Annotated in this window: 25 protein-coding genes and 1 other annotated feature; all 25 genes read right to left on the bottom strand. The window is 37.3% G+C overall.

Features of this window, described 5'->3' with window-relative positions; genetic code table 11:
- Nucleotides 1-2 precede the first annotated feature (2 nt).
- Nucleotides 3-152, bottom strand: a complete 150-nt coding sequence (locus tag ABF682_RS08155) for a teichoic acid D-Ala incorporation-associated protein DltX (RefSeq protein ID WP_289978186.1) — start codon at nt 150-152, stop codon at nt 3-5.
- Nucleotides 153-489: 337 nt separating this feature from the next.
- On the bottom strand, nt 490-741 hold the full coding sequence (locus ABF682_RS08150) for a PspC domain-containing protein (RefSeq protein ID WP_289978185.1): 252 nt from the start codon (nt 739-741) through the stop codon (nt 490-492).
- A 13-nt stretch (nt 742-754) separates the two neighbouring features.
- A complete protein-coding gene (locus ABF682_RS08145) occupies nt 755-1696 on the bottom strand; it encodes a DUF4097 family beta strand repeat-containing protein (protein WP_289978183.1) in 942 nt (313 codons plus the stop codon).
- Nucleotides 1693-2298: a DUF1700 domain-containing protein gene (locus tag ABF682_RS08140; RefSeq protein ID WP_415619478.1), complete on the bottom strand. Its 606-nt coding sequence runs from the start codon at nt 2296-2298 to the stop codon at nt 1693-1695. Before ABF682_RS08140 ends, ABF682_RS08145 begins: the two co-directional genes overlap by 4 nt.
- Nucleotides 2291-2620 carry a PadR family transcriptional regulator gene (locus ABF682_RS08135; RefSeq protein WP_289978178.1) on the bottom strand — a complete coding sequence of 110 codons (330 nt, stop codon included), beginning with the start codon at nt 2618-2620 and terminating at the stop codon, nt 2291-2293. The genes ABF682_RS08140 and ABF682_RS08135 overlap by 8 nt, the downstream gene beginning before the upstream one ends.
- Before the next feature lie 133 nt (nt 2621-2753).
- Entirely contained in the window at nt 2754-3065 is a 312-nt protein-coding gene (gene trxA / locus ABF682_RS08130) for a thioredoxin (RefSeq protein ID WP_289978176.1), read from the bottom strand.
- A gap of 74 nt (nt 3066-3139) precedes the next feature.
- A complete protein-coding gene (locus tag ABF682_RS08125) occupies nt 3140-5500 on the bottom strand; it encodes an endonuclease MutS2 (protein ID WP_289978174.1) in 2361 nt (786 codons plus the stop codon).
- An 11-nt stretch (nt 5501-5511) separates the two neighbouring features.
- Nucleotides 5512-6057: a CvpA family protein gene (locus ABF682_RS08120; RefSeq protein WP_415619477.1), complete on the bottom strand. Its 546-nt coding sequence runs from the start codon at nt 6055-6057 to the stop codon at nt 5512-5514.
- 8 nt (nt 6058-6065) lie between these two features.
- Complete coding sequence (gene zapA, locus ABF682_RS08115) at nt 6066-6323, bottom strand: cell division protein ZapA (RefSeq protein WP_289978172.1); 258 nt, start codon at nt 6321-6323, stop codon at nt 6066-6068.
- A 419-nt stretch (nt 6324-6742) separates the two neighbouring features.
- A complete protein-coding gene (locus ABF682_RS08110) occupies nt 6743-7030 on the bottom strand; it encodes a DUF1292 domain-containing protein (RefSeq protein WP_289978649.1) in 288 nt (95 codons plus the stop codon).
- A gap of 29 nt (nt 7031-7059) precedes the next feature.
- On the bottom strand, nt 7060-7497 hold the full coding sequence (ruvX, locus tag ABF682_RS08105) for a Holliday junction resolvase RuvX (protein WP_289978169.1): 438 nt from the start codon (nt 7495-7497) through the stop codon (nt 7060-7062).
- Nucleotides 7494-7757: an IreB family regulatory phosphoprotein gene (locus ABF682_RS08100; RefSeq protein ID WP_057868933.1), complete on the bottom strand. Its 264-nt coding sequence runs from the start codon at nt 7755-7757 to the stop codon at nt 7494-7496. Before ABF682_RS08100 ends, ruvX begins: the two co-directional genes overlap by 4 nt.
- Before the next feature lie 425 nt (nt 7758-8182).
- Nucleotides 8183-8884: a methionine ABC transporter permease gene (locus ABF682_RS08095; protein ID WP_289978162.1), complete on the bottom strand. Its 702-nt coding sequence runs from the start codon at nt 8882-8884 to the stop codon at nt 8183-8185.
- The gene (locus ABF682_RS08090) at nt 8877-9956 is read right to left on the bottom strand and encodes a methionine ABC transporter ATP-binding protein (RefSeq protein WP_415619476.1); all 1080 of its coding nucleotides are present in this window, start codon (nt 9954-9956) and stop codon (nt 8877-8879) included. The genes ABF682_RS08095 and ABF682_RS08090 overlap by 8 nt, the downstream gene beginning before the upstream one ends.
- A gap of 34 nt (nt 9957-9990) precedes the next feature.
- Nucleotides 9991-10833 carry a MetQ/NlpA family ABC transporter substrate-binding protein gene (locus ABF682_RS08085; RefSeq protein WP_415619475.1) on the bottom strand — a complete coding sequence of 281 codons (843 nt, stop codon included), beginning with the start codon at nt 10831-10833 and terminating at the stop codon, nt 9991-9993.
- A 102-nt stretch (nt 10834-10935) separates the two neighbouring features.
- Nucleotides 10936-11186: a binding site (T-box leader), on the bottom strand.
- Nucleotides 11187-11335: 149 nt separating this feature from the next.
- Nucleotides 11336-13978 (bottom strand): alanine--tRNA ligase, encoded by a 2643-nt coding sequence (alaS, locus tag ABF682_RS08080; RefSeq protein WP_415619474.1) that lies wholly within the window; start codon nt 13976-13978, stop codon nt 11336-11338.
- 278 nt (nt 13979-14256) lie between these two features.
- Nucleotides 14257-15597 carry a DEAD/DEAH box helicase gene (locus ABF682_RS08075; RefSeq protein ID WP_289978154.1) on the bottom strand — a complete coding sequence of 447 codons (1341 nt, stop codon included), beginning with the start codon at nt 15595-15597 and terminating at the stop codon, nt 14257-14259.
- Nucleotides 15597-16547 carry a DHH family phosphoesterase gene (locus tag ABF682_RS08070; protein WP_289978152.1) on the bottom strand — a complete coding sequence of 317 codons (951 nt, stop codon included), beginning with the start codon at nt 16545-16547 and terminating at the stop codon, nt 15597-15599. The genes ABF682_RS08075 and ABF682_RS08070 overlap by 1 nt, the downstream gene beginning before the upstream one ends.
- 11 nt (nt 16548-16558) lie before the next feature.
- Nucleotides 16559-17242 (bottom strand): metal-dependent hydrolase, encoded by a 684-nt coding sequence (locus tag ABF682_RS08065; RefSeq protein WP_415619473.1) that lies wholly within the window; start codon nt 17240-17242, stop codon nt 16559-16561.
- Between the two features lie 75 nt (nt 17243-17317).
- Entirely contained in the window at nt 17318-18403 is a 1086-nt protein-coding gene (gene dinB / locus ABF682_RS08060; RefSeq protein WP_415619472.1) for a DNA polymerase IV, read from the bottom strand.
- A gap of 133 nt (nt 18404-18536) precedes the next feature.
- Nucleotides 18537-19991, bottom strand: a complete 1455-nt coding sequence (gene zwf / locus ABF682_RS08055) for a glucose-6-phosphate dehydrogenase (RefSeq protein WP_415619471.1) — start codon at nt 19989-19991, stop codon at nt 18537-18539.
- Nucleotides 19992-20102: 111 nt separating this feature from the next.
- Nucleotides 20103-20861: an enoyl-ACP reductase FabI gene (gene fabI, locus ABF682_RS08050; RefSeq protein ID WP_289978145.1), complete on the bottom strand. Its 759-nt coding sequence runs from the start codon at nt 20859-20861 to the stop codon at nt 20103-20105.
- A gap of 22 nt (nt 20862-20883) precedes the next feature.
- Complete coding sequence (gene accA, locus ABF682_RS08045) at nt 20884-21672, bottom strand: carboxyltransferase subunit alpha (protein WP_415619470.1); 789 nt, start codon at nt 21670-21672, stop codon at nt 20884-20886.
- A complete protein-coding gene (gene accD, locus ABF682_RS08040) occupies nt 21665-22522 on the bottom strand; it encodes an acetyl-CoA carboxylase, carboxyltransferase subunit beta (protein WP_289978142.1) in 858 nt (285 codons plus the stop codon). Before accD ends, accA begins: the two co-directional genes overlap by 8 nt.
- Before the next feature lie 3 nt (nt 22523-22525).
- The gene (gene accC, locus ABF682_RS08035) at nt 22526-23890 is read right to left on the bottom strand and encodes an acetyl-CoA carboxylase biotin carboxylase subunit (RefSeq protein WP_289978141.1); all 1365 of its coding nucleotides are present in this window, start codon (nt 23888-23890) and stop codon (nt 22526-22528) included.
- Nucleotides 23891-23899: the final 9 nt, after the last annotated feature.

Below are 23899 nucleotides of genomic sequence, written 5' to 3'. Positions count from 1 at the left end.
TTTTAAAACTCATTATAGATAAAGTGCGGACCATTCATGCCACTATAGCTAAACAAGTACACTAAGCCCAATATAATAACTGTATAAAAAACAGTTTTTAAAAGAAATTTTGTAACTTCGTTTTTAATCAACCTATTACTAAACTCTTTCAAACAAAGTCCCCCCAATTCCTTGATTGTTACTAAATTCAAGTTCATATAAAATTCGTAATAAATTCACAAGGAATTCACAATTTATACAACTATAATGATTACATCTCTTGTAAGTTGTTACAAGTAATTTTCCTATAAGATTTCTTAAAGAATTTGTAAAGTCTACTTAACTTTGTAATACTTTTGTAAAAAAGTAAAGTAGCATATTGACAAATCATATAGTTTTCCTCACTAATCGCATAAAAAAGAAGCTGCACAAATTACTAACTTTGCTACAACCTCAATTTTTATTTTGCAAATAGTCTACATCAGACAGATGTCCATTTAACTCTACTAGTTAATTATTTTTGTCTCTGAACTCTCCTTCAACAACATGATCATCCCCATGATTGCTACCATCATCTTCTGGCATAACAGATGCTGCAATAATATAAATAATTGCACCAATAACCACTTGACCTGGAAAAATTATCAAAATTGCACCAATAATGCGTACGACTGCCTTGTCTAATTCTAAATATTCTGCAAGTCCGCCTAAAACTCCTGATAATATTTTATCTTTTGACTTCATCAATTTTTTATTTTTCATTATTTATCCCACCTTATTTTATTTCGTTATCGCCAGATATATTTGATAGTTTAATTTGAGTTAGCTTCTTTTTCCCCTTTATAACTTGGCTTCCAACATCTTTTCCGAATAAAGTATTATCACCATCTCCATTCACCATCGAATATCCCGTATTACTGCTATCTAATAGTGATATTGTATTATCACCATCACTATTATTAATACTGAGGTTTCCAGTTACACCAATCTTTGTGCCCTCAAAGTCTCCATCGGTAAGCTTGAGTTGTCCGCCACTAATAGTCGAACCAAGAAGATCAATATCTCCGTTAGAGTTTGTCATTGTAACATTATTAAACGTACTTTCGTGGTCAGTCAAGTCTCCATTTTCTAATGAAAATATTCCAGCAGTAAGCTGACTTTGCGCTGTTATATCAACATCCCCATTTTCACTAGCTATCTTAAGCCTATCAGCAGTAAGATTTGCGATATTTGTATCACCATCAGTATTTTTAACTCCAATCTTTTGAGCCTTAATATTTTGAATATTTAGATCTCCTTCAGCAAGGTTTGCACTAATATCTTGTAGAATAACTTTTTTTGGTACTGTAATTACGATTTTCTCACCATTTTCAACTATGTTTGAAATACTAACATAATTATTCAAACTCTTTTTTTGCTGAATATTCAAGCTCCCATCAGAAATTGAAACACTGGGCTGATATCCTCTAATACCTTGATAACTGACTTGATAATGTGCACCTCTAGTAATTACAATATCATTTGTGTTATCTTTGATATTTATTTTTTTAAAACTAGTATTCTTCGATAATACCTGTTTTTTTTCAATTTGCATTAGTATTTGCGGCTTCCAACCATCCAGATATAATAATTTAGCACCGTTTTTAATGTATCCATAACCAGTAAGAAATACTCCAATTAGCATAATACAAAGACCAATAACTATCGTTTTCTTCATTTTCTCTCACCACCCGCTTGTCTACTTCTGAATTTCTTGTACAAATACCGTGCAAAATTCGCAATACACTGTAAAATAACGCGACAAATCCAATAAGCAATTGGTAACAACACCAGTAAGAGCCCTAAAATTATTAGAAATACACCGATATAAAAAAGACCTGTATTTAAACTCTGAAACAATAATGAAACACCTAGATACAATGCAAGCGCCATTCCAACAATTAGACCAGCGAATAAGACAACAACTATAATTATCATTGAAAGAATAATCGCTACCAATGCAATCAACAAACCTCCACCAACTCCAAGTGTCACTGGTGATGATAATACTACTAAAATTATCAGCCAAATCATTTTAGAACTTTTATTTGCTGGCCTAACTTTTTCTTCTTTTTCATCATCCATTTTAACTGAGTGATCTGCCATTATTTTACGTGCCAATTGCTTTGGTGTTCCAAGTCGTGTTTCAATTTCTTTTCTTGTTGTAATTCCTGCGTCAGAAATAAATTCAGAATAAAAACCGACTGCTGCTTCGACCTCGCTTGTTGACAAACCGCTTAACAGTCCCCCCAGTTCTGCTAAATATCTTTGGCTATCCATTCCCATTTTCCCCCTTTCCCCCAAAAAAGATCTGATCCAAGCTTAGCTTATAGCTTTCCCACATCTTCTCTACTGCATGAAGATGATCAATCCCCTCAACTGTAATCTGATAATAACGTCGATTTCGTCCCTGGTAAGATTGATCATATGTTGTTAAAAAACCATCTTTTTGAAGGCGGCGTAAAACTGGATACATTGTTGATTCTGAGATAGCAATTGCAGCCTGTATATCCTGAGTTAGCGCATAACCGTAATAATCCTTTTGCGCTAGTAATGCCAGAACCATTCCATCCAGCAAATCAGCTGATATTTTTATTTTCATAGCTTAACCTCCGCTAACTTTGTAACCAACAATATTATATGTCGTATAATATTGTTTATGTAATTATTATATAAAAAAAAGCAAAAAAGTCAAATGACTTTTTTGCTTTTAATGAGTTTCAATCAGAAACAAATTAAATATATTGTTCCAACTTAGCCTGTAACTGTTCCTTTGGATGATAACCAACCAAAGTATCGACAACTTGGCCATCTTTCTTAATCAAAAGTGTAGGAATACTCATAATTCCAAATTCACTTGCTGTTGCCTGATTTTGATCAACATCAACCTTAGCAAAAGTTACCTTATCACCAATTTCTTCGGATAATTGTTCTACAACTGGTGACTGCATGCGACAAGGTCCACACCATGTTGCCCAAAAATCAGTCAATGTGACACCCGTACTTGTCTCTTTTTCAAATGTTGAGTCTGTCAATTCTTTAATCATTTAATACGCCTCCTGCTATTCTTTAGTAAGTAAATCATAACAAATTATGTGATAAAATCAAGCTTTCTGCCTTACTACTTAAAATATACTACAGTTGCACCATTTCCACCCGCATTAGGTGCCGCAAATTTAAAACTTTTCACAGCTCGGTTTTGTGACAAAAAATCAGTGATTCCTTGCCTTAAAGCCCCGGTCCCTTTTCCATGGACAATTGTCACAGTTGAATATCCCGCCAAAACCGCAGCATCTAGATATCGATCCACCTTTACAAGTGCTTCCTCATAACGTTCGCCACGTAAATCCAAGGTTGGTGATACATGTGCTATATTAGCAGATTTAACACTTGTTCTAATTGCTGTCTTCTTATTATCTTCGACTTTGATTTTCTCCAAATCATCTTCTGCAACCTTCATCTTGAGAATTCCCAGCTGAACTTCCCATTCATGATTTCCGGCTTTGCGCAGCAATACCCCGCGTTGTCCATATGATTTCACAAGGACATCATCATCTGGCTTCAGAATCTGCTTCTCTCTTGCACGACGCAAGACACTATTCTTCTTCAAATTCGTAGGCTGTTCAAGATTATTCAACCGCGTCTTTGCAGAAATTAATTCATCTTCTTTAATAACTGTTCCTGCATTCAGTCGCATTTGTCGTAACTCAGTAATAATTTTTTCAGATTTTTGAGACGCTTGTTCAACAATTTCGTTGCCTTTTCTTTTTGCCTTATCGAGCAAATTTTCTCGTTGATTAACAAACTCATCATATTTCTTATCTAAATCATTATGGAGTTTACGAGACTCTTCTAGATTTTTGTGTAATTCTATTGATTCCTCTTCAACCTGGTGTCTCTTTGAAACCAGGTCTTGAATCATATCATTCAAATCTTGATTTTGTCCTGCAGTTAGTTGTTTTGCCTGCATTATGATGACCTCATTAAGGCCTAGTTTCTGCGAAATGTCTAAAGCATTGCTACGCCCAGGAATTCCTAACAACAAATGATACGTTGGCTTTAAGCTTTCTATATCAAATTCCATACTTGCATTGATTGTTTGCGCACGCTCATAGCCATATGCCTTAAGCTCTGGATAATGGGTCGTTGCCATTACATAACTGCTCTTAGAACCAACATAGTCAAGGATTGCAATTGCAAGTGCTGCGCCTTCTTGTGGATCTGTCCCAGCCCCTAACTCATCGAATAAAAGCAATGAATTATCATCAATCTCAGATAAAATCGAAACGATATTAGTCATATGCGATGAAAAAGTACTCAAACTTTGCTCAATTGACTGCTCATCTCCGATATCAGCAAAAATGTTGTCAAAAATACCAATTCGGCTCTCTTCGAAAGCTGGAATAAAAAGACCAGCCTGTCCCATTAACTGAACTAAACCAAGTGTTTTCAAAGTAATTGTTTTTCCACCTGTGTTTGGTCCGGTGACAACAATCGCTTTGTAATCATCACCTAACATAATATCATTTCTGACTGCTGCTTTCATATCAAGCAGCGGATGCCAAGCTTGTCGCAAATAAACCCTATTTTCAGCCGAAAGCAAAGGTTCCGTTGCTTTAATCTGGGCAGCATATTTAGCTTTTGCATTTACAAAATCAAAAACACCCAGTAGATGTACATTCTGGCGAATTTCTGTCGTATAAGGCGCAATCAATTCTGAAAGCTCCCGCAAGATTCGCACAATTTCTTCTTTTTCGTTTGCTTGCTGTTGCTTCAAGCGATTATTCAATTCCACAATCTGCCTTGGTTCAACAAATACTGTTTGCCCTGAAGCACTTTGATCATGGACAACACCTCCAAAATGGCTACGATATTCCTGCTTAACAGGAATCACATATCTGTCATTCCTAATCGTAATAACTGCATCACTTAGATACTTGGATGAGCTACCATGCACTAATCCATTTAATTGAGCTCTCAATTGACCCTCAATCGCTGCAATCGAACGTCTGATTCCAGCTAAAGCAGCTGAAGCCTCATCCATTACATGACCATCACCCTCAATTGAAGTTAATAAGCGTTTGTTAACTTCAGGTAAAACTTGCAATTCATCAGCTAATTCATCTAGTGAAATCAACTCAATTGCATCATCATCGAGTTTTACAAAAAATCTTCTAACCTCATTTGTCGCACGCAAAACTTTGCTGATAGCTGCTAATTCTTTGCCATTCAAGCTGGCTGCAATATCTAAGCGCTTTAATGATTGCGAAACATCCAATAATTTAGGAACTGGGATTGCGCCTTTCATTCGCAAAATATCTGCACCATCTCTGGTTTGCGCAATTCGCTGTTTAATTTCTGCTATATCACTACTTGGTTCAAGTGTTGCTGCTTGCTTCTCCCCCATTGGAGTACTTACAAAAGGCAATAGATTTTTTTTTACTTTGGCAAACTCTAGAGTCTTCAAAGTTTTACTATTCACAAAACTTCCCCCTATACACTACTATCATTTTCTTGCAGCCAATCTTTTATATTCTGTGACATCACAGGCGTCTTTTCCAAAATAAATTGAGCCACTCCCGATTCAGAAACTGTCTCTCTGACACTCGTAGTTGGCCAAGACTGCATAATAATTAAAGCTGCAAACGTAATTAAATAAGTTAATATAATTGAAACCGCCCCACCCGCTAAAGCGTTTAGTTGGCCAATCACCGGAATCTTCTTTACTAGATTAAATGTTCTGATTATCCGATAAACTACAAATCCACCTACGAGCATAATCAACCAGTATGCCAATCCATAGTAAAAAGTTGAACTCCCGCTTAAACTTCCTTGATCCGCACTCCATGTTGCAGAGCTCTGATTGAAGGATTCTACCAATTGCTGTAACCAGCCACCAACCGTTCCTGCAAAACTATGTGCAATAAAGAACAGCACCACTAATCCAACCAAATTCAGCAACATCAATAGTAATCCTCGATGCATTCCATGTATAAAAGCCAAAAACAATACTACAATAATGATCACAGATAATATCATCTAATCACCTACTTTTCTCTTGCATCCAACAACGCTTGTAGCTTTTCAACCTCTTCTTCTTTATACAACTGATCTGAAATGGCATTAATTGCCAACAAAACAGCCGCACGTTCCTTACTTAGACCTGGCATTAGCCTTTGAATTTCTTCAAACTGTTCTTCAACAAGTTTTACTACTGTACCCATATGTTCGTCTGTACTATTTCCGATAATAGTATAATCATCACCGGCAATTTCTGCCCTGAACCGGCGTTTTTCGTCAGACATTCTTATATCCCTCCCAGATTGAATTATATGACGTTAATTCTAGCATACTATCATAATAAATCTGTGTAATTATCCAATATTTATCAAAAAACAAAATCTTTATTATATCTAATACCTAAAAACTGACACTGGTCATAATTTCTTCATAGATTCCAACTCTGTAATTTCAAATTAATACTCAAAGTTTTGCCTTCTCAAGCTGAATCTTCATTAACTTGCGTACCACAACGCCAAAATATAAGGGCCAAGTCAAAGTATAACTTTTGACCCAGCCCCCAAAAAATTTTACTAATAATCAGACAGAAGCTGGGTCAAAAGTCAAATTTTGATTCAGTTTCTCTATTTATTCCGTATAAACGTGTTTCATAAGTCAAAATTCTCTGTCTAACTTCAAATTTTCTCAACTTATGGCACACTCCCTACTGCATATTCTCATCGTTCAAAAATGTATCGAGTACACCCTCAACCATATCCCATTCATCATCACTCTCGATATCATGTAACTGTGCATCGACAGCTTCTCCATCTTCGTCCGGATCAAATGAGAACGCTAAAACATCAACTTGTTCTTCAGGCTGTGCTCCAGAAGGAATTAACAAAATGTACGACTTACCATAGTCATCCGACTCAAAAGTAAAGAGCACCTCATATAATGTCTCATTTCCATCTTCATCAACTAAGGTCATTAGGTTGTCATTATCATTCATCATGTAATACCTCATATTCTTATTTTTTATTAGTTCTGCAAAAGAGGCCCTTTCTTATCCAGATAGTTTTGTAAAATCAGACCTGCTGCTACCTTATCAATTACTTTTTTCCTCTTCTTGCGTGACGTATCAGCTTGTTCAACCAGCATTCTTTCTGCAGCAACCGTCGTAAGCCGCTCATCTTGAAAATCAATTGGCAATTCAAAAGTTGTTTTGAGTAATTCGCCATATTTTTTCGACGCTTCAACTCTAGGCCCAGAAGTATTGTTCATATTCTTGGGTAATCCCACCACAAAGCCACTGACTTCATACTGCTGTACAAGTTCCTTCACACGTTCAATTCCAAATTCTTCATTATCCTCATCAATAGGAATAATTTCAATTCCTTGTGCTGTCCACCCAAGCAAGTCGCTAATTGCAACTCCAACAGTCTTAGATCCAACATCTAGTCCCATTAATCTCGTCACTTCTTATCCTCCTTATGCAGGTAAGAGCGGACCAATTCCTCAACAATCTCATCGCGCTCATGCTTTCTAATCAGATTACGTGCATCATTAAGTCTTGGAATGTATGCCGGATCCCCCGAAAGAAGATATCCTACTATTTGATTAATCGGATTATAACCCTTTTCTTCTAAAGCTTGGTATACAGTTACTAAAGTTTCATGTACATCCTTTTGGTGATTATCACCAAAATCAAAATACATCGTTTTATCTAACGAACTCATCGCAAGCACCTCCGCATGCATAACCTAATACTATTTTACTAAAGAAAAAAGATTGTCACAATCAAAACACGTGCTTGTAATCATACCGTAACACAATTGTTAATTTTTATTACTACTTATCCTATAAGTTATTACCATTTCTTTCAAGTATAAAAAGGAGTTGAACCAATTATTGATTTGGTTCAACTCCTCCGACCTTCAGTACACTTTATGGGTGGGTGTGCCATAAGTTGGGAAAATTTGAGTACCAACTATAAATTGCGAACATAGTAAGAACTTCGCTATGAGTAATTCGAAGTTAGACGGAGAATTTTAACTTATGAAACACGTTTATTCGTAATAACATAGAAGAACTGGGTCAAAATTTAACTTTTGACCCAGTCCCGGAACACTACTGAAAACAAGTTAATTATAGCTTAAACCAATTAGGCAGTCTTATGATTGAAAACTCTGGCCAAGAAATCACCAAGTAACTGAATAATTAATACAATAACCAATACTAAAAATGTGGCTACAAGTGTAATATCATTAGCGAAGCGCCCATAACCATAAGCAATTGCCATGTTTCCTAGTCCACCAGCACCAACTGCCCCAGCCATTGCAGTTAAGCCAACTAAACTAATCATTGTCACAGTGGTAACTCGAATTAATTCGGAACGTGCTTCCCTAAGGTAGACATCAAAGACCAAGTCCCAAAAGGTCGCTCCTATTGATTGTGCCGCCTCAATAATTCCATGATCAACACTCTTCAGGGCAACTTGAACCTGACGTGCATAGAAAGGAAAAAGTCCTAACGATAGTGGTACTAAAGCACCCAGCGTTCCAATCTGCGTTCCAACGAGCAGGTTAGTAACGGGAGCTATAAAAGCCAACAGAATAATAAAAGGAATTGCTCTGAAGAAAGATACAATCTTGTCGAATATTCCAAAAAATGCTTTATTCGGCAAAATTCCATCTGTATCAGTCAAAACTAATCCGACCCCAAAAAACAGTCCCAGTAATCCGCCGAAAATTGCTGGCCAAAAAATCATATAGAAGGTTTCACCAATAGCTGTTAGCCAACCGCCATCGCCACTCCAACCTTGGGCTACAACATTAGGAAAATATTTTGCAAATAGGTCAGCCATTCTTCTTCACATCCCGTTCTTTAACATCCTTAATGATAACTTCTTGTTCCTTCAAATAGTTAATTGCTTTACTACGACTATCCTCTGTTCCTTTCAGAACAACAAAAATTGTTCCAATTGGTGTGTCGCGCAGAATTTCGATATTACTGTAGATGATGTTGGTCTCAACGTTAAAATCACGGTATAGCTTGACCAGAATTGGTTCACTAACTTTTGAACCCTTATAAATGAGCTGCACTAAGCGCTCATCTTCGGTTAACTTGTTAAGTTCAGATTCTTGCAATACCGCAATTGCTTTCGCAGAACCGCTACCTAAGAATTCCCGTGTCAGTTGTTCCTTAGCATTAGTGAAAATCGAAATCAAATCACCGCGTTCAATAATCTGACCATCTTCCATGACAGCAACTTTATTTGCAATCCGTTTAACCGCATCCATCTCATGTGTAATTAAAACAACGGTTAACCCTAATTTTTCATTAATTTCTTTCAACAAATCAAGAATTTGACTCGTATTTTTAGGGTCAAGTGCCGAAGTTCCTTCATCTGAAATCAAAATCTCTGGATCATTTGCCAATGCTCTCGCAATAGCTACTCGCTGCTGCTGTCCACCCGAAAGCTGTGCGGGATATACATCTGCTTTTTCACTTAAACCAACAAGATCCAATAAATTTTTTGATTTTTCTAAAATATTCTTTTCTTTCAAATTACTGTGTTTTAACGCAAAGGCAACATTTTGTATTACAGTTTGTTCATTAAGCAGATTGAAGTGTTGGAAAATCATTCCTATCTTTCGTCTTCTTTCACGCAACTTCTTATCACTGATAATCTTCTCACCAGAAGCATCCTTCTCATATAAGATCTCGCCATTAACCTCAACCTTTCCAGAGGTAGGATGCTGTAACAAGTTGATTACACGAACCAAAGTTGACTTACCTGCACCTGAATAGCCCACAATTCCATATATATCACCTTTTTCAACATGCAGAGTCACATCCTTTACGGCATCAACTTTCTTATCTTTTTGCGTAAATGTCACACTTACTTTTTCTAATCTAATCGCTTCGCCAGCCATACACTCTTAGCCTCCTACTTATGAACAAGTGTAATTATTTTAATTTAATATCCCATGCACTAATTTCTGCTGTACCATATTGTTTCTTAATTTCCTGTTTTGTCTTTGCTGTTTCGTATGCTTTAACAACTTCTTTGTACACTTTTTTGTTCCTATCTTTCTTATTTGCAGCAATAATATTAATCCATTGTTCTGAATCCTTATTGACTGGTTCTACATAGATTGCAGATTTGTAATCAATTTTTGCAGCTTGCGCATAATTTGTATTGACAACTGCTGCAGTTACATCTGATAACGAACGTGCAGTCTGGCTAGCATCTAATTCTTTGATTTGCAAATTTTTTGGATTCTTAGCAATCGTTTTAATTGTTGCTAAGGCTGTATTTTTTTTCAGTGTAATCAGGCCTGCATTCTTCAAGAGATACAATGCTCTTGATTCATTTGTTGCATCATTAGGAACCGCAATTGTTGCACCATCGGGAATATCTTTAATTTTCTTAACCTTATCAGAATACAAACGAATTGGAGTAATAAATGTCTTACCAATTGCTACAATGCTGGTTTTGTTAGCTTTGTTCCATGCATCTAAGAATGCGTAATGTTGGAAAGCATTGAGATCAACATCACCATTTGCTAAAGCCTTGTTAGGTTGTGAATAATCAGTAAATTTCTTAAATTTCAAAGTAATATTGTACTTTGACTTTGCTGTTTTAGAAACTACTTTCCAAATTGCATCGTCTTGTTTAACACCTGACATGATTCCAATAGTAACTGTTTTGCTAGCAGCTTTCTTTTGTCCCCCACCAAAACTAAAATATCCTACAATAATAATTACAATTGCTACAATCGCCCAAATAATAATATTTTTCTTTTTCATAATTGAATGCACTCCTCATTTTTACACTTTTTGTTACAATTTTTTATTTTTCACTTTCTATCCCCACAGTATTTTTTAATCGAAATAAAAAACCCGTCCTATGAAAAGGACGAGCTAGTCGTGGTACCACCTTAGTTTGTGACAATAAATCATCACCTCAGTAAATCGCAATATAGCCTCTAGAAAACTATATAACAACCTTGCAATTATAACGTCTGCAACCACGTCAACGGCTTAACACTCACCATCACCATTCCAAGTCCATCTTCCAAAATATCTTGTTTCACTTCTTCACACCAACCAGAAGCTCTCTTAGAAACTCAATTCTGTACTCTACCCTTCAAGATGTTTTCATTCGATTATTAATACTATAAGATACATTCTAATCGAATCTTTAATTTTGTCAAGAAAAAAATAACGTAAGACTTTTTTTCTCTATCAGAAAACATTTTATTGTACTAAAGATTATTATACTGGATGCCAATCAGCAGTTATGTTTTTTCTATTTTAATAAATATTCCTTTGCAGCTTCCAGGGCAGCAATAATTCCCTCCGGTTTCTTTCCTCCAGCTTGGGCCATATCAGGCCGTCCACCGCCACCGCCACCTACAAGAGGTGAAATTGTCTTGATTAAATTACCTGCTTTTACGCCTACTTCAATGGCAGCTGGGGAAGCCGCAACAATCAAATTGACTTTATTTTCAGCAGTAGAAGTTGCCAAAACGAGTACATCCGAAATACGTTTTTCTTTCCATTGGTCTGCTAACTGTCGCAACTGATCCATTCCTGAGACTTTAACCTGCGCAGCAATTAACGTCAAGCTACCAATTCTCTCACTTTTATTGAAGATATCAACTGCTTGTTGCTTTGCAAATTTAGCTTCTAATGAACTTTTTTGCTGCTCCAGATCTTTGATCTCAGCTTGCAGTGCTTCAACTTTTCGAGGGACTTCCTTAACTTGAGTTATTTTCAATTGATTAGCAACATCTTGTAACAAGTTACCCTTTTGTTCTAAAAATTCAAAGGCTTCCCGTGATGTAACAGCTTCAATCCGCCGAACCCCTGCACCAACACCAGATTCAGCAATGATTTTGAACAACCCAAGCTCACCAGTATTAACAGCATGATTACCTCCACAGAATTCCATTGAGTAGTCACCAATTTTTACAACACGAACTAGATCACCATATTTATCAGCGAATAATGCGATTGCACCCATTTTTTTAGCCGTTTCTAAATCTGTTTCAACCGTATTAACTTCAAGATTAGCCCATATTTTTTCATTAACGATCTGCTCAACTCTGTGTAAATCTTCAGGAGTCACTGAACCAAGATTTGTAAAATCAAAGCGCAGATAGGTTGGTTCAACCAGTGAACCTGCCTGGTGTGTATGTTCTCCTAAAACATCGCGCAGTGCCTGATCTAACAAATGCGTTGCAGTATGATTCTTACGTACTTTATTGTGGAACGTCTTGTCAACAATTAACTTGTAATCTTCATTGATAGCTAATGGACTAAGGATCTTCACTGTATGCATATTTTGTCCGTTTGGCGCATGCTGAACATTTGTGACCTCTGCAACTACAGCACCAGTTTGATTCATAATTACACCTTGATCTGCAACCTGTCCACCCATTTCAGCATAGAAAGGTGTCTCACTGAAAATTAAATCAGCAAACCCTGTAGCAACGGTATCAACTAATTGATTATTAACAATAATATCCTTTAGCGTTCCCATGGTAATCAACTTCTCATAACCAACGTACTTGCTCTTTGTTTTAATATCCGTCAAAAGTCCATTTTGCACACCCATCGACTTAGCATTGCTGCGAGCTGCACGGGCACGTTCTTTTTGTTGTTTCATCTGTTCATTGAATTCAGTCTCATCAACTGTAAAATTCTGTTCTTGGACATATTCAGTTGTTAATTCAAATGGAAAGCCATAAGTATCATAAAGTTTGAAGGCCAGCTTACCAGAAAGTTTATTTGAGCCCTTTTCTTTTGCATCAGCAATCATTTCATTCAGTAATTGCAGACCGTCTTTCAGTGTTTCATTAAAACGATCTTCTTCCATTCTCACTACCTTGGCAATATAATCAGATTGTTCCAAGACTTCCGGATAATATGACTTCATTATCTGCCCCACAATTGGTACCAAGCGGTAAAGGAACGCTTCATCAATTCCAAGCTTTTGCCCATGCATTACTGCCCTTCTGATCAATCTTCTGATAACATATCCCCGACCTTCATTTGAAGGCAAAGCGCCATCACCAATTGCAAAAGTTACGGCACGAATATGATCTGCAATAACCTTAAATGAGACATCTGTTACTGGAGAATCACCATATTTTGTGCCATTTCCTAATTCTGCAGATTTCTCAATCAATGGTAAGAATAAATCTGTTTCAAAGTTAGTGCGTGCATTCTGGAAAACAGAAACAACACGTTCCAATCCCATTCCCGTATCAATATTCTTATGCGGTAGTGGTTCATATGTTCCATCTGGTTTGTGATTGAACTCAGAGAAAACAATGTTCCAGATTTCAAGATAGCGCTCGTTTTCACCACCAGGATAATTTTCTGGGTCGTCTTCTGAAAGGTTATTGAATTCTTGCCCGCGATCATAGAAAATTTCTGAATCTGGTCCACTGGGTCCTTCACCAATATCCCAAAAGTTGTCTTCAACCTCATAAACATGGTCTTTCGGAAGCTTAACTTCTTCCAACCAAATACGTTTTGCTTCGGTATCTTTTGGATAAACAGTGATATACAACTTATCTGGATTCATTCCAAACCATTTTGGACTAGTCAATAACTCCCATGCCCACGTGATTGCTTCTTCCTTAAAATAATCTCCTACTGAAAAATTTCCCAGCATTTCAAATAAAGTATGATGTCTGGCGGTATGCCCAACATTTTCAATATCATTTGTCCGGATACTTTTTTGTGAACTAGTAATTCTTGGATTATCTGGAACTACTGACCCATCAAAGAACTTCTTCATTGTAGCAACACCAGAGTTAATCCACAGTAAGGTTGGATCATCATGTGGAACAAGTGGTGCACTTTGCATTACCTTATGTCCCTTGCTCTTAAAAAAATCTAAATACATTTGTCGAATTTGTGCACTTGATAATTGCTTCATTTCTTCCCTTTCCTTTCAAAAAAAACAATAAAAACACCGTTGCTAGTAAGGACGCCTTCTTGGCGCGGTACCACCTTACTTGCAACGATGTTTGTCGTTTACCTCTTTAGACTCGATAACGTTGAGCTAACGTAATTATCTATAAATCATATAGTCAGGGAGCATTCAAATTACTAGTTGAGTTCTTTCATCTTAAACAAACTCTCTCTAAAAACTAAAATAACTATAAATATATCCTGAGACATTCAAAGTATAGCCAATCTGCCAAAAAAAGTCAATTAGTGTTCCTTCCGCTCAGCACGTGTTTTTTGCCTCTTAGTAATTTTACGATCTTGCTGCTCTTGACGTTTAATTGCACGCTTGATTTTGTTTTTATATCCTGGCTTTCTCTTTTTCTTTTCCTTTTTAACCATTCCAACAAGTTTACCATCAAGTCGTTCCTTCTTGACATGCCGCTTTTCACGCCGGTCTCGATCGTATGAGTCAACAACTTCGCCATTCTTAATTGCCTTAGGCTTGAACTTCACACCCATCTCTTCAAGTTCATCAATCTTTTCATCATCGCTTGGAGCGTATAGGGTAATCGCAATTCCAGTCATCCCGTTTCGCCCAGTTCTTCCGACACGATGGATGAAGAATTCCAAATCATTTGGAATATCATCATTAATGATATGTGATATTCCTTCAATATCAATTCCACGAGATGCAAGATCAGTTGCAACAACATACTGATAATCAAGATTTTGAACTTCCCGCATCACACGTTTTCTTTCACGCGGTTCAATTCCGCCGTGAATCTTAGCTACTTTTAGACCCTGTGCTCGTAAATAATCAGTTAATTCATCAGCTCTTACTTTAGTATTAGTGAAGATTAAAGCCAGATAAGGCTGTCCCATCGTCAATAAGTTGTAGATCAGCCCATTACGATCTCGACCTTTTGTTGATAATAACCAATTATCGATTGTTGGACTGATTACATCTTTATTTTCGACAACTTCTACAACAGGTGACTGCATATATTTCTTCAAGAAAGGTTTCAGTTTTTCTGGAATGGTTGCTGAAAAGACCAGCATCTGTAAATCCGTAGGTAATGTTGAAGCAATTGCATCAACTTCCTTCAAGAAACCCAAATCAAGGGTCATATCAGCTTCATCTACTACAAGAAAGTGTGCCTTATGAATATCAAGTGCACCATTTTTTACCAAATCAAGTACACGCCCTGGTGTACCAATTACGATTTGCGGTTGCCGACGTTTTAATTTCTCAATCTGACGTTGTTTATCAGTTCCACCGACATAATTACCTGCCGTCAGCTCTTGCGCTGGATATTCTTCTACAATTTGCTTTGTTGCTTCATATATCTGATAAGCCAATTCACGACTGGGTGTCGTAATTACGGCCTGAACTTCTGCAACGGAAGGATTAAGTGCATTAATAATTGGCAATAGAAAAGTATGGGTCTTCCCACTACCTGTTTGTGATTGTCCTACTACACTTCGACCGTCCTTAATCAATGGAATTAACCGCTGCTGAACCTCGGTTGGAATAGTAAAGTTTATTTTCTTCAAAGCCTTATTGATGTAATCGTTAAAGCCGAATTGCGCAAATGTTTCTTTCATTAATCTTCTCCTGTATAACTTGCTGCAATTGCATCAAGTTTCTTTAGATAATCAGGAATCTGCTGGTCATCATGCATGAAAGCGCCACTCGCTAACGGATGACCGCCACCACCATATTCCTTCGCCAACTCATTGATGACAGGTGCTTTGGAACGAATCCGCAGTCTGAATGAGCCATCCTTTTGCTGTACAAGGACCGTCCAACACTTCACACCAACAACTTTACCAATTAACGGAACAATTGGTGCAGTACTTGCATCTTTTAAATCAAACTGTTTCATAACTTCACTGGTCAAAATAATATAAGCAGCACCATTTTCAGTAAACTCCATGTGTTCATAAACATAGGCTGCTAATCTGGCAACAGGCAACGCAATACTATCAAGCCTGCGATTAATCTGTGCAGCATCAAAATCATGCTCAATTAACTGTGCAGCGACAATCAATGTGTGCGCAGTAGTTGCATCATACATAAATCTGCCAGTATCACCAATTATCCCAGCATAAAGCATTCTCGCTGCATCATCTGGAATCACCAAGTCATTCGCATTTGCAAAATCAACAATGATCTCTGAACAGCTCGATGCATTGGTTTTAACCCAACAAGGATCTCCGTAAGGATCCTCGTTAGGATGGTGATCAATCTTGATTAGGGCTTTCCCATTTAAATAGCGTTGGTCATCTACTCTTGGCTGATTCGCAGTATCCGTTACAATTACCAATGCATCACGGTATAGTTCATCAGTTACTTCTTCTGGTTCAGCAATCCATGCTAATCCATTAACCTTTTCCCCAACTTGATAAATCCTCTTTTGTGGGAAGTTAGCTCTTAAAATGGCTGCCAAACCACATTGTGACCCATAAGCATCCGGATCAGGTCTTTGATGCCGATGAATAATGATCGTTTCAAATTCCTTAATTTTTGCTAATATTTCTTGCTCTACTGCCATTCTAATTCTCCTTAAATTTCAAAACTCTCGCCAATTGCAACTGATACCCCAACACCATCCTTTAATTGTGCAAGGTATGCTGTTGGATCTTGCTTAATAGCAGGAAAAGTGTTGAAATGAATTGGTAAAACATGCTTTGCCTGCACAAAATCTGCAGCAATCACAGCATCCTCAATGCCCATTGTAAAATGATCACCAATTGGGAAAAAGGCTAAGTCAACTCCTCTACCGCGATTAATCAACTTCATATCCGAAAATAACGCAGTATCACCAGAATTATATAGAACTTTACCATCTATGTGCATCTCAAACCCTGCAGCAACACCTAATGTCCGCGGAATCGAGCCCTCAATTGGAAGTGCTGCAGTATGCCAAGCAGGCACTAACTTGATCTTGCCGAAATTAGTCAAATATGATCCGCCAAAGTTCAATCCTTCTGCTGTAACTCCTTGCTCATTCAAATAAGCTGCTAAATCTGTGATTGCAATTACCTGAGCACCAGTTTTTTTAGCAATCTCAATGGTATCGCCAACATGATCATAATGTGCATGTGTCACAAGAATATAGTCAGGGTGACACTCAGCAATTTTCAAGTCTGTCAAGTTATTTCCAGTAATAAAAGGATCAATTAAAATGTTTGTTTCATTTGCTGTAATTATTTCAATAATAGAATGCCCATGCCATACAATCTGCATACATTACTTCTCCTTAATCAAAAAAGATTTTAATATCTCTAGTATACCGATAAAAGAGGATAAATACAAAGCGGGTCACGTTTGCCATAAAGGCAATTCAATATTTTCAAATTGCAGTGATGCTAAATTTGTCATCGTCAGCCCCAGGAGGCGAACATCAATTTCACTTTGAACCTCATCAAATAATTGTAACGCATGAAATACAAAAGTCTCTTGACTATTTTGATAAAAATTATCGAGCGTTCGCCTTTTAGTAACCGTTTCAAAATTACTATTTCGAACTTTTATTACAATCGTTTTGCCATGCAACTGCCGCTTAATCAACTGGCCAATTAATAAACTTGCCAAATGATTAAACATTTCTTCAACCTCAGCAGTACTCTTTAATGCTTGAGCAAAAGTTCGTTCATTGCCCATTGACTTTCGCTCTCTTTTCCATTCAACCGGACGTTCATCAATTCCGCGTACATGTTGATAGAATGCTTCACCCATTTTCCCAAAACTCGCAATTAATTCAAGTTCACTCTTCTTCAATAAATCCAAACCAGTATTAATATTTAGTGCATGCATTTTTTCAGCCGTTTTGACCCCAACGCCCCGAAACTTCTCAATTGGTAGAGGCGCTAAAAAAGACAAGACATCTTCTTCTCTAATCAAAGTTGTTCCAACTGGTTTGTGATAGTCCGAAGCCGTTTTAGCAAGAAATTTGTTATATGAAATTCCTGTCGATGATGTCAATTGCGTCTTTGAGAATATCTCTTGTTGCAACATTCTCGCAATAATCAAGGGATTATGAATTCTTTTTTTATTTTGTGTCACATCAAGATATGCTTCATCGAACGCGATTGGTTCAATTATATCTGTATATTCATGAAAAATTTCATGAATTTGAGCCGAAACCTCGCGATATTTTTTAAAATCAGGTGCTACAAAAACAGCATCTGGACATAACTCCATTGCTTTTTGCGCACTCATTGCCGAATGGATTCCTTTTCCGCGTGCAACATAATTAGCAGTTGCAACAACTCCTTTTCCACCCGTATGTCTAGGATTTTTTGCAATAACAACGGCTTTCTCTTTGATTTTTGGATTATCCCTCATCTCAATTGAGGCATAAAAGGCATCCATATCAACATGAATTATTTTTCGTTTCTCGGTCATAAAACAAGCCATCTTTCCTTCATCATCTCATTATAAGATGATACAGGAACAAACGTTCGATTACAAATAAAAAACTAGGAGTCAATAAAAAAACTAGATCAAAAGTTAAATTTTGATCTAGTTCCTTGCTTTTTTACTTACCGGTAAATACCCAGTAATTTCCATCATGTGCTAATAAATCCTTTGATTCTTTTGGCCCCATTGAACCACACTCATATTCAGCTAAGGCTCCGTTACCAGCATCCCAAGCTTCACGAATGGAATCAACAAACTTCCACGCATACGCAACTTCCTCCCAATGAGCAAAGTTAGTTGCATCACCAAGTAATGCATCCAATAACAGCTTCTCATAAGCTTCTGGGACAACCTCATGCTCATTATTAAGCTGCAGGTCCATCCGACTAGGCTCTAAATCAAATCCTTGACCAATTCTTTTAATATTAGTCTGTAAGAAAACTTGTCCCTCAGGTTCAACATTGATTGTCAAAATATTACGCCCAAGCTTTTTAGAATCAAAGAAACTTGTTTCCATTTCTTTAAAAGAAACATCAATTCGCGTTGTTTTCTGAGTAAGTCGCTTTCCTGTTCTAATATAAATCGGAACACCCGAGAAATTCTCGTTGTTGACAAATAATTTGCCAGCAACAAAAGTTTCTGTGGTCGAATCATCAGCAATCTCATTCTCTTGTAAATATCCAACTTGCCCAGCACTAGCAGTGTATTGCGCTCTGACAAAATTTTCAGCAACCTTTGCTGGAGAATATTTCTTTAGTGACTTAAGAGCATATATTTTTTCACGCCTAATATCGGACTCTGAATAGGAAGCAGGCATATTCATCGTAAGTAAAGAAACGATTTGGAGAATATGATTCTGTACCATGTCTCTTAATGCACCAGCAGTTTCGTAATATCCAGCGCGCTCTTCAACACCCAATGCCTCACTCAACGTAATTTGAATATTATCAATATAACGGTTGTTCCAAACAGCTCTGAATAAATTATTGCTAAAACGAAGTGCCATTATGTTTTGAATCATTTCTTTGCCTAAATAATGATCAATTCTAAAAAAAGATTCTTCAGGAAAGTATTTGCTAATCGAATCGTTTAATTCTTTCGCAGATTCAAAATCACGACCGAACGGTTTTTCAACTATTACACGATTATATCCCTTATCTGTTACGATACTTTGTGACTTCAAGTGCTGTGCAATTGTACCAAAAAAACGTGGCGACATTGCCAAATAAAATAAGCGGTTACCTTCAATTTGATACTTTGAATCCAATTTTTCTGCCAGCTTGCGCAGTGTTACATAATGTTCTGTATCATTAACATTATGCGACTGATAATAAAAATGCTCTGCAAATTCGTCTTTTTGGTCCTGCGCTGCATCATCATCTATAATTGAATCTTTTACAACACCTTGTAAATGCTCATCGGTCCATGGACGTCTAGCAGTACCAATTACTGCAAAATTATCCTTTAAAATACCTTTTTTATATAATTGAAAAAGAGAAGGATAGAGTTTGCGCTTTGCAAGGTCTCCTGTTCCACCAAAAATAATAAAGAGCGCCTTTTGTTCAATTTCCATAATAGCTAGCACCACTTTCATCTATACTTGTTACATTCTTTTGTATAGTGTACTTGCAATTTTTTGATAAAACAAGTGTTCAGCAATTTTTTAGATTAGCAACTTGAAAAATTAAATAAGATGTACTCCCTTATCGACATAAATAATATCACCAACAACACCCGTTGAAAGCTCGCTAACTAAAAATGCTGCTGCTCCTCCAACTTCATTAGTCGTTACAGATTTTCCGTCAACTGTTCTTTCTTCGGAAATCCGTAATAAATCACCATGATCCTTTACCCCCGTGACAGCAAGCGTCTTAATTGCACCCGCTGAAATTGCATTAACGCGAACACCATATTTAGCCATATCACGTGCAAGATAACGTACATTAGCTTCAAGAGCTGCTTTGGCAACACCCATCACATTATAGTTAGGAATAGCACGTTCTGAACCAAAGTACGTTAACGTAACAATGCTTGCAGGATTATTAAGGATTTCAATTCCATATTTTGCTACCGCAATCAATGAAAATGCCGAAATATCTTGAGCAAGTGCATAGCCTTCTCGACTAGAGTTCATGATATCACCAGCAAGTTCATCCCTATTTGCATAAGCAATTGCATGAACAATTCCATCAATCTTACCAAATTTTTCTTTAATTGCTGCAAAAGCATTCTTGATGCTGTCATCACTTGAAACATCACATTCAACTAAACGTTCTTCATCCGAAATAAGGCGCAATAAGCTCTTCTTGATACGTGCATTTTGATAAGTAAATATCAACTCTGCTCCATTATCAAGCATTGCTTGGGCACATCCCCATGCAATGCTGCGTTTATTTGCAACCCCCATTATTAATATTTTCTTACCACTAAGTAGCTTTTCCAATTTTTATACCTCCACTTACCATCTAAAACTTTCTAAATCTCTCGTACCTTTTTACAAGTAATTCATTTGGAGACAAACTCATTAATTCTTTCATTTCTTGTTCAATTATTTTCTTAATAGCCCGACACACCCTTTTGTGCGAGTGTGATTCAGGAATGATTCCCTCAATAACTTTTTGTGCCAATAACTTTTCGGGGGTGAGCTGCATCACTTCTGCAGCCTCATCAGCACGTTTGCTGTCTTTCCATAAAATTGCAGCAAATCCTTCTGGAGATAACACTGAATACATGCTGTTTTCGACCATCCAGACTGAATCACCACAAGCCAATGCAAGCGCTCCACCACTGCCACCTTCACCATAAATTACCGAAATAATCGGTACCTTTACCTCACTAATTTCCAGCAAATTACGTGCGAGTGCCTCTCCTTGACCACTTTCTTCAGCTGATTTTCCAGGATATGCACCAGCTGTGTTTACGAAAATAAAAACAGGCCGCCCAAATTTTTCAGCTTGCCTTATTAAACGCAATGCTTTTCGATAACCAGATGGCTGGGGACACCCAAAATGTGTCAACATTCGCTCTTGTGCACTCTCACCTTTATTGGTCGCAATCACTGTTACAGATTTATCAGCCAAGGTTGCAATTCCACCAACGATTGCAGCATCATCACCTGAAAGCCGATCGCCATGTAACTCAAAGAAGTTCTCAAAAATACCATTGATTAACTCATACGCAGACATTTTTTCTTGGTTACGTGCACCGGCAACTATTTGCGCAGCAGTCTTTTTCCTATCTAAAATATTAACCATTGACCAATCCCCCCTTACTGTGGGATTCCAGCAACCATTCTAACTTCTGCTTTAAATCTCTTCTTTGCACAATTGCATCAATAAAGCCGCGTTCCAAAACTGTTTCTGCATCTTGCAAATTATTTGGAACTTTCTGATGAATGGTCTGTTCAATTACTCTTTTTCCAGCAAAGCCTATTAAGACTCTAGGTTCAGCCAAAATAATATCACCTTGCATCGCAAAACTAGCGGTCACACCGCCAGTCGTCGGATCAGTCAGCACAGTGATGTAAAGGAGTCCTTCATTAGAGTGGCGCCTAACCGCAGCAGAAATCTTTGCCATCTGCATCAATGAAAAAATCCCTTCTTGCATTCTTGCGCCACCCGAAGCAGTAAATAAGATAACAGGCAATCTTTTTTTCAATGCATCTTCAAATAGATGAGTAATTTTCTCACCGGTAACTGTCCCCATAGAACCCATTATAAAGTTAGGATCCATAATCCCTAGTGCAAATTCTTCTGTTTGAATTTTTGCAATGCCTGTCAAAATAGAATCATTTAATCCCGTATTTCTACGGCTTTTTTCTAATTTTTTATTATAATCTGGAAAATTCAGTGGATCAGTGGTTTTCATATCTGCATCAAGTTCTTTAAAATCATCAACTAACCAAGCAAGTCTCTCTCTTGCTGTAATTCTAAAACCATATTCACAATTTGGACATACTTGATACGTTCCAAGATCTTTATGATATAAGGACTGATGACACTTAGGACAAGCTATCCACAACCCCGAAGGAACACGTTCACCGGCTTTTTTATCAGCCTTGATATGCTGCTGACCCAGTGTCTTTAATTCATTGAATAGTTGCATAGTTTACCTGTCCCCCTTCCAGACAGTCATAAATTCCTTCTCCAAATATTCCGTTGTAAATTGATTTTGCACAAAGCTTTTATCCGACAATACTGCTAAATGAAATTGCTGATTTGTCTTAATTCCATCAAGAACCAATTCGTTTAACAAACGTTTCATCTTAGCAATTGCTTCATTTCGATCTTTACCATGTGCAACAACTTTGGCAATCATTGAATCATAAAAAGGAGAAATCATTGCTCCAGCATACAGAGCAGAATCAATTCTCATTCCAAGATTTCCAACTGGAAAATACAGATACGTAACTTTACCAACTGAAGGTGCAAAATCATTTGCGGGATCTTCAGCATTAATACGGCATTCAATTGCATGACCGAGACAATTAATATCACTTTGTCCAAATGGCAGTGTCTCTCCAGATGCTACCTGTAATTGAACTTTGACCAAATCTATACCTGTTACCATCTCGGTCACAGTGTGTTCAACTTGAATACGCGTGTTCATCTCCATGAAGTAAAAGTGATGCTCTTCATCCATTAAATATTCCAGCGTCCCAGTATTGATATAATCAATCGCATTAGCGGCTTTAATCGAAATCTCTCCCAAAAACTCTCTTTGTTCTGCAGAAATCAAATCACAAGGGCTCTCTTCAATCACCTTTTGTTTATTTCTTTGCAACGAACAATCCCTCTCAGGAAAAAATACTGCATTGCCTTGCTGATCACGGAAAATCTGAACTTCAATATGTTTAACATTTTCCATAATTTTCTCCAAATACATTCGATTATCACCAAATGATCCAAGCGCCTCTTGTTGTGCTTCAACGAAGGCTTTCCCAAGTCCACGAGAACTTGCAACTCGCCTGATACCTTTACCGCCGCCACCTGCTGCTGCCTTTAGCATCACAGGATATCCAACTTTTAAGGCAACCGCTTGTGCTTCCTCCACATCAGATATGAAACCTTCACTGCCTGGAATAACTGGAACACCGCTCAACCTCATTTGTTCGCGTGCATTTGCCTTATTACCCATCAAATCAATTGTTTCAGATTTAGGGCCAATAAACACAATCCCGCAAGCTTCACACATTTCAACGAAACGGCTATTTTCAGATAAGAAACCAAAGCCCGGATGAATTGCCTCGGCTCCAGTCCCTACAGCAGCACTCAAAATATTTTTCATATTCAAATATGAATTTTGAGCCTTTGCAGTTCCAACACAAACTGCTTCATCTGCCAGTTGAACATGCAAACTTTCCCGATCAACATCTGAATAAATCGCCACAGACTTTATTCCCATTTCTTTCAATGAACGGATTATTCGCACTGCTATTTCGCCACGGTTAGCAACCAAGACTTTTTTAAACATCAAATCACC

This window comes from Liquorilactobacillus sp. (assembly GCF_047719775.1).
In the GTDB taxonomy this organism is placed as follows: domain Bacteria; phylum Bacillota; class Bacilli; order Lactobacillales; family Lactobacillaceae; genus Liquorilactobacillus.
The sequence above is the reverse complement of the archived record's forward strand: the minus strand, read 5'-3'. Positions and strand labels throughout refer to the sequence as shown.

Coding starts and splice junctions, on each gene's coding strand:
- ABF682_RS08150 (WP_289978185.1), bottom strand. CDS start 741: ATGAAAAATAAAAAATTGATGAAGTCAAAAGATAAAATATTATCAGGA.
- ABF682_RS08145 (WP_289978183.1), bottom strand. CDS start 1,696: ATGAAGAAAACGATAGTTATTGGTCTTTGTATTATGCTAATTGGAGTA.
- ABF682_RS08140 (WP_415619478.1), bottom strand. CDS start 2,298: ATGGATAGCCAAAGATATTTAGCAGAACTGGGGGGACTGTTAAGCGGT.
- ABF682_RS08135 (WP_289978178.1), bottom strand. CDS start 2,620: ATGAAAATAAAAATATCAGCTGATTTGCTGGATGGAATGGTTCTGGCA.
- trxA (WP_289978176.1), bottom strand. CDS start 3,065: ATGATTAAAGAATTGACAGACTCAACATTTGAAAAAGAGACAAGTACG.
- ABF682_RS08120 (WP_415619477.1), bottom strand. CDS start 6,057: ATGATATTATCTGTGATCATTATTGTAGTATTGTTTTTGGCTTTTATA.
- zapA (WP_289978172.1), bottom strand. CDS start 6,323: ATGTCTGACGAAAAACGCCGGTTCAGGGCAGAAATTGCCGGTGATGAT.
- ABF682_RS08110 (WP_289978649.1), bottom strand. CDS start 7,030: ATGAATGATAATGACAACCTAATGACCTTAGTTGATGAAGATGGAAAT.
- ABF682_RS08100 (WP_057868933.1), bottom strand. CDS start 7,757: ATGAGTTCGTTAGATAAAACGATGTATTTTGATTTTGGTGATAATCAC.
- ABF682_RS08095 (WP_289978162.1), bottom strand. CDS start 8,884: ATGGCTGACCTATTTGCAAAATATTTTCCTAATGTTGTAGCCCAAGGT.
- ABF682_RS08090 (WP_415619476.1), bottom strand. CDS start 9,956: ATGGCTGGCGAAGCGATTAGATTAGAAAAAGTAAGTGTGACATTTACG.
- ABF682_RS08085 (WP_415619475.1), bottom strand. CDS start 10,833: ATGAAAAAGAAAAATATTATTATTTGGGCGATTGTAGCAATTGTAATT.
- alaS (WP_415619474.1), bottom strand. CDS start 13,978: ATGAAGCAATTATCAAGTGCACAAATTCGACAAATGTATTTAGATTTT.
- ABF682_RS08075 (WP_289978154.1), bottom strand. CDS start 15,597: ATGAAAGAAACATTTGCGCAATTCGGCTTTAACGATTACATCAATAAG.
- ABF682_RS08070 (WP_289978152.1), bottom strand. CDS start 16,547: ATGGCAGTAGAGCAAGAAATATTAGCAAAAATTAAGGAATTTGAAACG.
- ABF682_RS08065 (WP_415619473.1), bottom strand. CDS start 17,242: ATGCAGATTGTATGGCATGGGCATTCTATTATTGAAATAATTACAGCA.
- dinB (WP_415619472.1), bottom strand. CDS start 18,403: ATGACCGAGAAACGAAAAATAATTCATGTTGATATGGATGCCTTTTAT.
- zwf (WP_415619471.1), bottom strand. CDS start 19,991: ATGGAAATTGAACAAAAGGCGCTCTTTATTATTTTTGGTGGAACAGGA.
- accA (WP_415619470.1), bottom strand. CDS start 21,672: ATGGTTAATATTTTAGATAGGAAAAAGACTGCTGCGCAAATAGTTGCC.
- accD (WP_289978142.1), bottom strand. CDS start 22,522: ATGCAACTATTCAATGAATTAAAGACACTGGGTCAGCAGCATATCAAG.
- accC (WP_289978141.1), bottom strand. CDS start 23,890: ATGTTTAAAAAAGTCTTGGTTGCTAACCGTGGCGAAATAGCAGTGCGA.